At 31.9% G+C, this 12,079-nt stretch carries 14 protein-coding genes and 2 pseudogenes; all 16 read right to left on the reverse strand.

Translation table 11 applies throughout. The annotated features are described in order from the left end of the window. Window positions 1–218: 218 nt before the first annotated feature. The 16 genes and pseudogenes from E4N65_RS09585 to E4N65_RS09660 all read right to left on the reverse strand — a co-directional run bounded on the left by E4N65_RS09585 (window position 219) and on the right by E4N65_RS09660 (window position 12,077). Entirely contained in the window at window positions 219–992 is a 774-nt protein-coding gene (locus E4N65_RS09585) for a hypothetical protein (protein WP_044015064.1), read from the reverse strand. Between the two features lie 29 nt (window positions 993–1,021). After that, on the reverse strand, window positions 1,022–1,615 hold the full coding sequence (locus E4N65_RS09590) for a tetratricopeptide repeat protein (protein WP_044015062.1): 594 nt from the start codon (window positions 1,613–1,615) through the stop codon (window positions 1,022–1,024). A gap of 505 nt (window positions 1,616–2,120) precedes the next feature. Next, a complete protein-coding gene (locus tag E4N65_RS09595) occupies window positions 2,121–2,381 on the reverse strand; it encodes a hypothetical protein (RefSeq protein ID WP_044015060.1) in 261 nt (86 codons plus the stop codon). A gap of 324 nt (window positions 2,382–2,705) precedes the next feature. Next, window positions 2,706–2,999 carry a hypothetical protein gene (locus E4N65_RS09600; protein ID WP_052185505.1) on the reverse strand — a complete coding sequence of 98 codons (294 nt, stop codon included), beginning with the start codon at window positions 2,997–2,999 and terminating at the stop codon, window positions 2,706–2,708. Window positions 3,000–3,291: 292 nt separating this feature from the next. Beyond that, window positions 3,292–4,275: a hypothetical protein gene (locus E4N65_RS09605; protein WP_144389674.1), complete on the reverse strand. Its 984-nt coding sequence runs from the start codon at window positions 4,273–4,275 to the stop codon at window positions 3,292–3,294. Then, on the reverse strand, window positions 4,233–4,595 hold the full coding sequence (locus tag E4N65_RS09610; RefSeq protein ID WP_044015054.1) for a hypothetical protein: 363 nt from the start codon (window positions 4,593–4,595) through the stop codon (window positions 4,233–4,235). The genes E4N65_RS09605 and E4N65_RS09610 overlap by 43 nt, the downstream gene beginning before the upstream one ends. Before the next feature lie 345 nt (window positions 4,596–4,940). Next, the gene (locus tag E4N65_RS09615) at window positions 4,941–5,396 is read right to left on the reverse strand and encodes a hypothetical protein (RefSeq protein WP_253673001.1); all 456 of its coding nucleotides are present in this window, start codon (window positions 5,394–5,396) and stop codon (window positions 4,941–4,943) included. A 345-nt stretch (window positions 5,397–5,741) separates the two neighbouring features. Continuing rightward, window positions 5,742–6,113 (reverse strand): hypothetical protein, encoded by a 372-nt coding sequence (locus E4N65_RS09620; RefSeq protein WP_253673002.1) that lies wholly within the window; start codon window positions 6,111–6,113, stop codon window positions 5,742–5,744. A 796-nt stretch (window positions 6,114–6,909) separates the two neighbouring features. Beyond that, window positions 6,910–7,135 (reverse strand): annotated as a pseudogene (locus E4N65_RS12260) (RHS repeat-associated core domain-containing protein); the annotation flags it as partial. Between the two features lie 462 nt (window positions 7,136–7,597). Next, entirely contained in the window at window positions 7,598–7,810 is a 213-nt protein-coding gene (locus E4N65_RS09630) for a hypothetical protein (RefSeq protein WP_253673006.1), read from the reverse strand. 405 nt (window positions 7,811–8,215) lie between these two features. Beyond that, window positions 8,216–8,812 (reverse strand): hypothetical protein, encoded by a 597-nt coding sequence (locus E4N65_RS09635; RefSeq protein WP_253673007.1) that lies wholly within the window; start codon window positions 8,810–8,812, stop codon window positions 8,216–8,218. A gap of 847 nt (window positions 8,813–9,659) precedes the next feature. Next, window positions 9,660–10,007: a hypothetical protein gene (locus E4N65_RS09640; RefSeq protein ID WP_253673008.1), complete on the reverse strand. Its 348-nt coding sequence runs from the start codon at window positions 10,005–10,007 to the stop codon at window positions 9,660–9,662. 68 nt (window positions 10,008–10,075) lie between these two features. Further along, on the reverse strand, window positions 10,076–10,624 hold the full coding sequence (locus E4N65_RS09645; protein WP_253673009.1) for a hypothetical protein: 549 nt from the start codon (window positions 10,622–10,624) through the stop codon (window positions 10,076–10,078). A 77-nt stretch (window positions 10,625–10,701) separates the two neighbouring features. After that, window positions 10,702–11,025, reverse strand: coding sequence for a hypothetical protein (locus E4N65_RS09650; protein ID WP_253673010.1), 324 nt, complete (start codon window positions 11,023–11,025; stop codon window positions 10,702–10,704). Between the two features lie 94 nt (window positions 11,026–11,119). Beyond that, a pseudogene (locus tag E4N65_RS09655) lies at window positions 11,120–11,386 on the reverse strand (hypothetical protein); the annotation flags it as partial. A gap of 190 nt (window positions 11,387–11,576) precedes the next feature. Further along, window positions 11,577–12,077, reverse strand: a complete 501-nt coding sequence (locus E4N65_RS09660) for a hypothetical protein (protein WP_253673012.1) — start codon at window positions 12,075–12,077, stop codon at window positions 11,577–11,579. Between the last annotated feature and the right edge of the window lie 2 nt (window positions 12,078–12,079).

The following is a 12,079-nucleotide window of genomic DNA, read 5'->3' on the forward strand; positions in this document are numbered from 1 at the left end:
AAAAGCCCGCCTTTCCCTAATTGCTCCCGCTGCACATACAGCTTATCAGAGCCTCCGATGTTAAAGACGCAGACAGCTAAGCCGTCTGCTTCATCGCTTCAAAAAAATTAATCCTCAACGTATCAAAGATATGCCTACGGTACTTTTTACCTGTCTCCTTGTAGTTTCACAACGGACAAGAATATACACTAGCTAACAAGCTCTTTTCAATAAGTTGATTAAAAATATACCATAATTCCAATATTCAACTCAGCACACATCTTACATATTTCGGAAGAAAGTTCAAAAGCATAATGATAATAAGTTTTTAGACATAATATTATTTTACACCGTACTTTTTCTTTTATCGATAAACACATATCAACAGCTTGTTTTTTATAAACAGTAATAGCTCTATCAATTTCATTCTCTAAATAAGTATCTCCATTTAAAGGTATCTTGTGTGAATAATAAACTATTCCATTATTAAAGTTATGCGTATGAACATTATCCACAAAGGATGATATTTGCTGCTCAACGGAAACAGTTACAAAATCTAGAATCTTATAATCTGTATTGTCAGAGACTATATTTTCACTCGCCATCAATATAGTCAGACATAATGGTATACCCAAATCAGCACATTCACCTAGAATCCCTGGAGACAATTCAAATATATTTTCATCATATAGTTCATTCAGATAAAATTCATAGGTTACACTCCCGCCGCTTCGCAAAAATACTTCAAGCTTTTGTCTATCTTTTATTTTCGATTTAAAATAGGTATTCAAATTATGAATGATACTATCATGGTTACTCCCCTTTAGTATTTCAGGAACAACATCATAGCGAACATAAGATTCTCTGAAATTGCAATATTCTTTACCGGAGGGTGAAATTCGCGGCGTATTAGCAGAATGCTCAGCAGTTGCTTTAATGTCAAAAATAGGCGTTATCTCACGCGTAGGCAGTATCGGATGTCTTACTACAATTGCAATATCAACTTTAAGCATACGCTCACCTATATTACGGGAAATTTTTATCATTTCTTAGATGTCTTTGTAGTATGATTATTTCTTTTTTGTAACTTCATTATACGGTCTTTATACATTTCATTATCAGGTTCGAATGATAAGGCCTTTTCGTACAACGCAAGTGCTGTTGGATAATCTTGCTGATATTCATAGATCATTCCTTTAGCATAGTATATTTCTGCTCTATGAGGCTTAAACGTTAAATACAAATCATAATATCTCACCGCCCGTTTTAAAAACGAACACTGTTCGCACGCACGTGCTAATAATAAAATAGTACCTGGCGAATCTGGCTTTAATGCAATAGCTTTCTCAAAATGAGCAATAGTATCACGATAAAGCTTACGACGTGCAACGATATATTTTCGCCTTCTTTTGTCGTAATGGTATGTTGCATCAAGCAATTGAGCTTGATCAAGATATATTGATCCAAGTAATGCAAACGCATAAGGAACAGTTGGCTGTATGTCAATTATCCTCCTTAAAAGGAAAATCGTTTCTTCTGTATGATTTTGATCATCTTCAAAACAGACTTTGCGCATCAATTCTTTTTGTTCTTCATTACAGCCTTCTAGTATTTTATCATTGAGCATAGTCATCATCTATTTCTCTTTTTGTCCTATATATCTGTCTGAGTATTTATCAAAACATCTAATATATCTAGTCATTTATGGCTCAACCACGCTTTAATTTTTTATGTACTTCATTAGTTAAACCGGAGCATCATCTAAGTTTACAGTTTCTTGAGGTACTTTTCTAGGCGCCTTCTACCGTTATGTTTTACTTTCTATATTTATTATTTAGCTGTTGAATATGAAACGTATACATTATTAGGCAATTGATCTACTTCAACCAATAGGACGGTTTATTCTTCCATATTTTTGCATCAGTATTTATTGTTTTGCAAGCAAGAAACATCACAATAATTATACCCATAAAACTTATCTTTTTAATCATCAGTCCCTCGAATGAGAATCCGTGCTTCACACGGCTGACATCCAGCTACATACAACGGTACATCGTGAAGTGTCATGCCATTTATTTCCATCAATAATGAAGCATCTTGCGTAGCCTTTACTTCATTTCTTTGATTCGCATATAGCAATATTATAAAAATTTAATCATATTTTGTTTAAACTTTGGTAAAATTGTTGTATAAATATTTTTATCTTCAATATTTAATCCTATAATTTCATCAATATAATCCCAACTCTCATGAAAGGTATGCTGAAAATCTAAATTTCCTTTATCTTTTATAAGTATATATATACCCCATATATTCTCTAAAAAATTATATAAATCAATATCTCCGATACTGCATTCAATGATTTGTTCAATAATTCTACACACACCCAAATTAAAATTCATTTAGTACTCCTTTACTGCGATATAGCAGCAACTACTTTACCAGTCTCTTTTACAACAACTTTTGCTTCATCGGTAAAATAAACAAAAGTGTTAGGCGTATTTACTTATATTTTTGTACCATTTTTAATTGTTTATTCTATTACCATTAGAACAAGGTTCCTTTCTTTCATACGCTGCATTGCATGTGCAGAATATTCTCTTCCATTAATGATAACATTATCAGCCTTATTGCTGCTTTTACCTATCGAATTTATCACTACTATGGGGTGAGATAGTAAAATTCTTTGTATTATTTCATTTAAAAATCAGATTAAAGAGTTTACATTAATATTTCTGTAAATACTCCTCCCATGTATTTGGATATAATTGTTTTATTTTTTGTAATGCATATTTACTAGGTTGTGTATTCCTATAATCGACACCTTGTCTTTCAAACTCTTCAATTATTTTTCTCTTCATTTTATATTCATCTGAATCGAGCAGATATATCCAAAAATCCCGTAATAAAGAAACAGGATAATGCTTTTTCTTCTCCTCACCTTCCAGAACGACATAATCAGGCGAATAATAAGGTTGCGTTATATCAGCCTTTAATTCAACAATAAAATAATATGTCATTTCTACATCTTGAATATGTAATGCTTGAATTGCCGCTGTTCTTCCATTTGATGCATAACAGCTTTGGCTAATTCAAAAGACTTCGTTTCTTTAAAATGCCTGCTTACTTCTCTTGATAAATATAAATCTTTCACAAAAGAACATGCTGATAAACAGAATAAAAAGACTAGTATAAGGAAATACTTATTTATTTTCATTATTCACGCCCCTTTCTCTTCATACCGCTGATTACAGATCCCATTAAATAACTATTAATGGCGTTTGATGTCCAAAAAACATTCACTATTTTACCTTACCGCCATATTTGCAGTGTTGGAATATGGTTACAATAAGAAAGATTATTATCTTCTAATTTCGGTCCTACAACAGCAAGTTCTTTGAGCATGGGCATTTCTTGTATAAAATCAAGAGACTTTATAATACCTTTGTGAGTAATTCTTAGTACTTCTAACTTTTTTAATGTTTTTAGATGACTATGATCGTATATTTTACTTCCTGTATCGAGTTCAAGATATCTTAATGTAGGCGCCAGTACTTCTATACCATTCAAACTTTCAAGTTTAGTAAAGTAACTTAGTCCTAAATATTCCAGTTTTGCCATCGGTTTCATAAATGTACAATCCTTGACTGAAAAATTTTTTACAATTGCTACACGAGCTACATTTGGAAGTATACAAATTTGTTCAAATAATCCGGTTAAATCCTTACAGTTTGTAACACAAATGGATCTTAAACTCTTGCAATTAGATGAAATCGAATTATTTTTATGCCACTCAAAAGAAAGTTCTTTTAAAACAGGATTATTAATATTAAAAGGTATAGGATCGTCCCAAGAAATATAAACAAGATTCGGCATTTTATTTATAATATCTAGTTTTGTTATATGGGGTTCTGTTATACTTATAGATTCAATCCATGAAAATTCAGTAATAAAATCGATATTATCGTAGGGATAGCCCCAAAACGTACTTATTTTTGTGATACGATTAGTCCGTATATAGTTTAAAAGCTCATTGACTTCTTGCTGTGTAAGTATTTTGTATTCATTCTGATTAAAAGCTTCAACTGAACCTAAAATTAGAGTTTCCGGTTCTCCTTTCAAGTTATCAAAAAAATAAAATCCATCTTTTTTAATTATCATATATACTCCTTTAACTTCAATCAAGGACATAGCCATTACCCAAGTAAAAAACAGCTTACAGGAACTTTGTATCTTGTTATAATTTTTTCTTTCTATTCCAGTTTTCTTAAATGATGGGCAATCATCTGTTGCCAATCGCTCATATTCATCCGTAAAGGCTCTCTATGATTCGAGGATGGCATCCAATCAATATTTACAGGCATATCATCATAAGTAAAGCTTATTCTCATTGCTGATTGCATTGATCGTTTCTGCCCTCCTTTTCCGTGATATTTCATTTCGGATTCAAAGTTAATAGTATATGCACCTGTGTTATTATTTTTATCTTTATCTGCCGAATCTTTATAGGATTGATTATTTGCCATAGCAATAACACCAGTTGTTACTACAATTGCAGCGGCTATCGTAACATCATCAAGTGCAGCTACTTTCCCATCCGGATCCGTATACTTCACTGGATTATTGGCTTGAAGCTCGCTATCGCTTCACAGTCTGATGCCACTTCAATTGCTGTCCGGAGGACTACCTTCCCTATTTCAGTTTATTCCTCACATACGGCCGTAACTCGTTCTGTGGGGAGACAAGAATAAACTCTTATAACCAACTCTTTATAATCTCAGTATTCCTAATTATCATCTGCTAATATTTAGTCTGACAATACGGAACCGTTGAACTCAATTGAAAGAACATAGATCAAATTCATAGAATTTTGAACCTTCATAACTGTACTTAAACCATTTCTGGCATCGAATCAAATTTTTTATTATAAAATCCATTTATTATATCACTTCACATAAAGATCACCATAAAACAAGAGGTATTATAATAAAAGCTGGTAGTACGGCTGCGATTATTCCCCTTACATAAAATAGTTTATCTATCTTTCCTGCTTTATACCTACTTTGTTGAAATTCTGCAATATAGCAAAGAACAAAAAACACAATCACAATCACAATAACCTTTATTAAAAGTTTAGGCGATCCGTATCCATAATCCATAGTACCCGATATTATTCGCATAAGCAAAATTACTGTTAGCAATATAAAAATAAAAATCGGCATTATTGTATATCTGAAAATATGAAACCCTGTGTCAACATCAAAACTGTCGAATATAATTGATTTTAACTTTTCATTAAATCTTCCTAATAATGAAAAGCTGCAATATACCAACAGCAAAAACCATAATAATATCCAATAAAGTCCTGGCATACATAACAAAAATTCAAAAAACATCCTTAATTTATATGAGCTCATTGATCTATCTCCTCTTTTTTGTGATTATTCATCCATGATTGATAGGCCTCGTAGGAAGATTTAATAACATCCGCACTTACTCCAAGGACATCAGCAAAACATGATATCAAATCTGTACAAAAACGTACAGCTTTGATACGGCTTTCCACATACGGCCGTAACTCGTTCTATGGAAGAGAGAGTGTATATCTTTCCTTTTTCAAGTATTTATAGCCGGATCTACAGCAGACCATGCAGATATATCAAAATCATCTTCCTTATATTTCCATGCAATTACATATGTCCAGAAACCCATACTTTTATACTATCTGCTAATATCTTAGCTTACAGAAAGATTTTATACGTTTAATTACGGAACAAAGAAATAACACATGATATAGGAATCATTACTGACAGAACAATAAATGGCATAGTACACAAAAAATGTTTTATAAATTTCTTATATTCAATTAGGTAAGTTTTAAAATTATCATCGTTTGTTTGTTGAATTTTATATTCAAGATAAGGAATTAGATCCGTATACCTTGGATACCATTTTTCACGAACTCCAAACATATTTATTTCCCCGATTCGTTTTAAAGTCTCAATATCATTTATTGTATCCAGATATTCTACAAATTTTTTCCGTTCTTTAGCAAATTCGGAATCAAATTTTTTAAAAGCTTTTACAAAGAACCAGAATGTAACTGCGCAAACAGGAAAAACTACCATAATCATATTCATCCCCCTTAGTTAATATCAATAACTACACAGAATATTTTTTCAACACAAAAAGTATTTATTTAGATGTATTAAGCTACCATATCATTATTTAATTGTACAAGTACGGAAGCTTTAATACATATTCCTCATACTCTTTTCTGTTCCCTCTTACCGACCTATTCCTACGAACAGATTCGACAATCGGTTCAACGATATATTATTTCACTTTAATTCTAAACGAGTTTTTCGTTAATCTTTTAACAAATACATAATCTTCAGGCAGCTCCTTTTCAAATGGAACTTCAAACCAAATACCATCATAAAAAGGTTCTCTCTCCAAATCATCAAAATAAGTATAAAACGGATATGCTATCGCATGTCTATCTTTATCTATAAACAGCATTAAAACATCATGATTTTCGCACCATTCTTTTATTTCTACAGAATCACAAAACACCTTAATTTTATCTTTTTTATTTTTACCTTCAATAAAAACAATTTTTTCACACTTATATCTATAAATATCTGTAAGTTTTTTTTCTTTCCCGATCCATATTGCATGTAGTTTTTGATTTGTTGGTCGTAGGCAAGTAAAACAAACCAAAAAACAAACGAGAAGAAATAGAGCTATTAAAATTAATAAAAGAATAAACTGCTTTTTCATTATCTTTCTCAAAGTTGATACCCATTTACATCTATCTGCTGATATTATTGGATGCCCTAAAGCAAAACCATATTCATCTTTTCGAGAAGCACCTATTCCGTAACTAAGTAATATAGTATTGATTCCCCATACGATAGCGGCAGGTACAAAAACAACCTTTCCATCTGGATCTATATACTTCACAGGATTATTTCCAGAATAATGATAAAGATGTAAATTGACAGTATTATATACCCCACCCAGTCCTGTAAGCTTTGATGCATCTGCACCTCTAGTCGGTATATAATCGCCCAGCGCCGGGTCGCCCCGACAGCCCCCTACTATACTTCGGGTCAAGGTAGCGCGCGCCGTAGTAATTAACGCCCGGCTCCTCCACCTTTTGAAAATATACACGCCGTCTGCTTCGTCGCTTCAAAAAAATTACTTCCTCCTCACAATCTTTATAAAATCTATGAAATCCTGAAGAGAAAAAACAATAAATACTATAACACCCAATATAAGCACAAGAAGCTTAAAAATTTTCAAACATTCATTATCCGCATCTTGATAAGTAAAGAATATTCCTACAATACACATAACCGATGCAAAAAGATAGATTAAACTTCTGATAATAAAAAGCATATTTACTCACCCATCTGTTTTATATTTTCGATAATTCCTGAAATAGTATCATATTTTTCGATAATACCTTTAATAAAATTTACAGCAGTAAATTTTTCAGCCCTTTCTAAATATTTTTGAAATTGTACTAATTTATTTTTAGGAATGATGCTTCCAACTTCTTTTACAAATGAATCGACAGCTTTATTGAACTTTCCAGCACAAAATGATAGAGCTATTCGACATCCTGTGTCGAAAAGATCAAATAAAGCTCCACTTTTTCCGATAAGGCAGAATCCGTATAGCTAACCATAGCATCAGCAAAAGATTCCATCATATCAAAAGGCACCGTTTTTCCACTTCCGGCAATGATTGCCGTAAGCGGAAAAACCTCCGATAAAATATTTCTTCCAATTCTTATTGTTATGCTTTTGGCGGACTGCTGCATTAACACTTAAACTTATTAAGTTATCCCAGTTTCTTCTCCACCAACGGGTTGCAAAAATTTTCTTCCATCCGAGTCGGTATACTTCACCGGATTATTGGCTTGAGGCTCGCTATCGCTTCGCTGCACCATACCGCTCCAATCTTTTTGCCTCTACTGCTTTGTTCCCACGGTGTTTTTTTCTCAATACCGCCACGGATGGCGGTGGTTCTAAACAGTATCATGTTTTGTCATCAGCAAAACATGATATCAAATCTGTACAAGGACGTACAGATTTGATATAGCTCCTCACAGACGGCCGTAACTCGTTCTATGGGAAGACTGAGTGAGATTTTATGTAAACCAGAATAACCTTTTTAGTAGTACTTATACATCCTCATCATACTCCCTATTAAATTTTTCATAAAATTAAAAAGTACACCTTATTATTTTAAATTCAAAATCAGGTTTTGTAATATATGAGAAGTATACTCGAAATTCTGTTCCATCACTATCAACAAACTCTCTCAATTTACCGTCTTTAATGATATAAGGACATAAAAAATAATCTCCATTCCATTGGTAAACACGCTTTGCCGCAAAAAAACATAATTGACTTCTAAATATACCAAATATTGTAGAATCAATTTTTTCATTATAAAAGGCGTTTTCCAACTCATAAAACTGTATTCTCGTTAAATCTGTTATGTCAAAAATAAAATATTTATATGCATTATATGCTGCCACATCGCCAACAAGTACCAAATATTTTTTTTCATTGTACTGTATCAAATAAAAAATTTGACTTTCTAAGAAAATATCCCATCCATTAAAATAAAATTCTTGATTACAAAGCTCAATTTTTCCATGTTTTTTCCCTTTAGTATCAATAAAATTCTGACAAGGATAGTACCTTATACTTTCAATACCCTCTAAATTTTCAAATTCGGAAATATAACATTCCGTAAATTCTTCTTTTTCCAAGTATTTATGTTCAAGCCATCCAGTTCTCTTAATTCTTATCAATGTATAAGGACATTCTCGTACATCATAAAAATCTATACAATTCTGACCATATACAAAAATCGGATAAAATAATATGAAAGTAAAAAAAGTTTTTTTATCATTGATATGCCTTTGAGCCAGTCACATTTTTATAATGCGGATTCAATTTCCAAAAAATTATTCTTCCATTTTTTCAAGTTTAAAGTAACGTCTCCCAAATGTCCATTAGATAGATTCTTTGCCAAAGTATCAATAAAACTCAAGCCAGCTAAAACTGTACCTGTTTTTTTCTATTGCATGTCCTTTTATTTGATTGGGAGCAGAGTAATCACTCTCTGAATAATTGCCTCTTGGTAAAGCTGCTCCAAGTGCTAATACAGGGTGTTGTTCCAGTTTAATTGCCCTCGAGGTTTCTCTTGTATACGAACTTTTTATCTCACTCCCTGTTCTTTTTGCAGGATCATCGTAATAAATACTTGAAAGTTTATTATTTGTTACTGCTTCAATCGCTGTCCGGGATACTACCTTCTCTATTTCTGTTTATTCCTCACATACGACCGTAACTCGTTCTGTGGGAAGAAAGAATAAACTCTTATAACAAGCTCTTTATAATCTCATGAACTATCACTTAATACCTGATAGACGGTTTTTACTTCCACTAAAATATAATCACCTGTTGCATTAAGTTTAAAATTCATCTATTTACTATACAATCCTGTGCATAATAACGCAAAATTAATAGAAGCAATTATACAAAATATTCTTAGCGGTACTGAAATTAGCCTAGTATTGCTTAAATTATTTACCTTTGAAAGAATTAATATAATCAAAGCATATAAAATAAGAATATAAGATAAAATAAGGACAATTACTGAATGCCTAAGTTAAGTGCAGAAGGTGCTGTTCCTTTCAAAATACTCCACACTGTATCTTTGCTAATAGATTTTAATCCATTTATCTTTGCATAATATACAATAGCTTTGCCCAGTTCTGATACTAAATCCTTTCCAGTTTTATGAGTAATAGCATTCCTAATTCTATGAATTCCAAGTTTGTAGTTTCTCACATCTGAAACACTTTGATTGTTCTCATACATTAGAATAGTCATCTTTCCAATAAGATTGCTGTGCCGTTTTTGCTTCAATCGTTGTCCAGAGGAGACGATAAATATTTTACTTTGCTCTAAACCAGTTAATTTAACAAAACTTTCTTTCATTTTATAACTTTATCATTTTTCTTGTTTTTTTAGGGATGCAAGAGATCTTGTAGCGCTTATTATTTTTTTCATATAATTTTCGCATCTTTAATAAATATTAATAATAAATGAAGATATGAATTTATATCTTTAAATAAAGGCAATATCGACAACGTAAAAGCAAATTTTGCTATTAAAACCTGAAAAATATAGTAATCATAACTAAAATGAAATTTCGATATACTTCCCAACACACAAATTAATAGTAATCCAACTATCATAAATAATATATGATAAACAAAAAATATAAAATTAAACTTTGGATATAGAATATTTGCGTATGTTGGCTTTAATAAGATAAAAAGCAAATAAGTAAAGATTGTCAAAATAGCGTATAAGCATAAAAGGATACCTTTTGAAAAATATCCTAATTGAGATTCTATATTCTCGAAATTAAACTCATAACAAAAAACACCAAGTGCTAATGGCCCTAAATAAATTAAAGTCATTGCTTTTAATATTTTATTGGTAATAAATATTTTTATATCAGGGAAAAAGAAAAATAGCATTACATAAATAAAAGATAATATAAATGCACTCAAAATATAAAGTTTTGCTTTTAAATTATTAGATCGCATATAATTTTTCTACCTTTCCTCTTATGGATTAAATACATCTTGACTAAGATCAGCAATATAAGAAAGGAACATCGCTATCATTTAAATCTATCCACCCAAGAAGGATCTTCAGCCTTATTACATAGATTCCACAAATACTGAATAGCTAAATCTAATTGAATTGTTATATATAAATTTCCGTTTTTCTCTAAATACGCATATCCCAAACATTTAAGAACATTTATCATATTTTTCTTATATTCATCTGAATAGTCAAACTCCCTAATAAATGCCTGCTCTTTTTCGCTATATACAACTTTTGTAAAACGAATATATAAGTGTAACTCATTAGCAAAAGATTTAAACATAGTAAACACTAAAAATTGAATTATTACGATAATAATTTTAAAATTCTTTTTCATAGTTTATATTAGAGGCCGCTACGGTTGAACCTGCTTTTTGACTGGATAAAGCCAAATCCATGTATTTTGCATAAATAGTTTCAATATCATCCTCCCTCCCATCAGGCTCCATATACTTTACCGGATTATTGGCTTGAAGCTCGCTATTGCTTCGCTGTCCGATGCCTGCGTAGTGGTACAGGTGCAGGTTCACCACATTAAACACCCCACCCATGCTCGGTAAGTTCTCGTTATGCTTCTTCGCCTCGTCATCTATCGGCGCTTTGGGTATGTAGTCGCTTAATGCTGGGTCTCCACTCAACCACCTCGAATACTTCGGGTCAAGGTAACGCGCGCCGTAGTAATTAACGCCCGGCTCCTCCACCTTTTGAAAATATACACGCCGTCTGCTTCGAAGCTACGCCTGTCGGCTCCGCTGCACCATACCGCTTCAATCGCTGTCCGGGGGGCATTCTTCCCTATTCCTATTTATTCCTCACATACGGCTGCAACTCGTTCTGTGAGAAAAGTAGATAAGTTTTTGTTACAGTATACATCATAATTGTAAGTTTTCATTCTCTACTTATCGATTGTAGGTATCCTTTACGCTCTAATAATGAACCGATTGTCTCATGAAAAAATACATTATCAATCGTATTATAGTATTCAATTATTCTTAGAATATATTTCTGAAATTCCTCATCAAAAATTGAAAGAAAAAAAATAAGGGTTACTAAGAAATCAGGGTATTGCTTCCAATTCTCTTGTAAAAATAATTTTTCTGCACATGCATACCCCTTATTTTCATCGTCTTTCATTTGTGTTATACATTCCATTGCTTGTCTCATATTTTCCCCTTTCTGATTAACGATAACAACAAGCTCTGTTAGCATATCATCAATATCATCTTTCTTTATTTTGATATTCCTATAATATTCAGGAATACTATAATGAAACGATTCATCAACTAATGCAAAATTCGCGAAAAGTATTGCTGTCAATATTTCCAACGAATGAATATCGTTGGTATCTTTCTTAGCTTTTTTCATAAGCAATTTAATTTTTCTATTCATGC

This window comes from Treponema sp. OMZ 855 (genome assembly GCF_024181145.1).
Lineage (GTDB): Bacteria > Spirochaetota > Spirochaetia > Treponematales > Treponemataceae > Treponema.

Coding starts and splice junctions, on each gene's coding strand:
- E4N65_RS09585 (WP_044015064.1), bottom strand. CDS start 992: ATGCTTAAAGTTGATATTGCAATTGTAGTAAGACATCCGATACTGCCT.
- E4N65_RS09590 (WP_044015062.1), bottom strand. CDS start 1,615: ATGATGACTATGCTCAATGATAAAATACTAGAAGGCTGTAATGAAGAA.
- E4N65_RS09595 (WP_044015060.1), bottom strand. CDS start 2,381: ATGAATTTTAATTTGGGTGTGTGTAGAATTATTGAACAAATCATTGAA.
- E4N65_RS09600 (WP_052185505.1), bottom strand. CDS start 2,999: ATGACATATTATTTTATTGTTGAATTAAAGGCTGATATAACGCAACCT.
- E4N65_RS09615 (WP_253673001.1), bottom strand. CDS start 5,396: ATGAGCTCATATAAATTAAGGATGTTTTTTGAATTTTTGTTATGTATG.
- E4N65_RS09620 (WP_253673002.1), bottom strand. CDS start 6,113: ATGATTATGGTAGTTTTTCCTGTTTGCGCAGTTACATTCTGGTTCTTT.
- E4N65_RS09630 (WP_253673006.1), bottom strand. CDS start 7,810: ATGCAGCAGTCCGCCAAAAGCATAACAATAAGAATTGGAAGAAATATT.
- E4N65_RS09640 (WP_253673008.1), bottom strand. CDS start 10,007: ATGAAAGAAAGTTTTGTTAAATTAACTGGTTTAGAGCAAAGTAAAATA.
- E4N65_RS09645 (WP_253673009.1), bottom strand. CDS start 10,624: ATGCGATCTAATAATTTAAAAGCAAAACTTTATATTTTGAGTGCATTT.
- E4N65_RS09650 (WP_253673010.1), bottom strand. CDS start 11,025: ATGAAAAAGAATTTTAAAATTATTATCGTAATAATTCAATTTTTAGTG.
- E4N65_RS09660 (WP_253673012.1), bottom strand. CDS start 12,077: ATGAATAGAAAAATTAAATTGCTTATGAAAAAAGCTAAGAAAGATACC.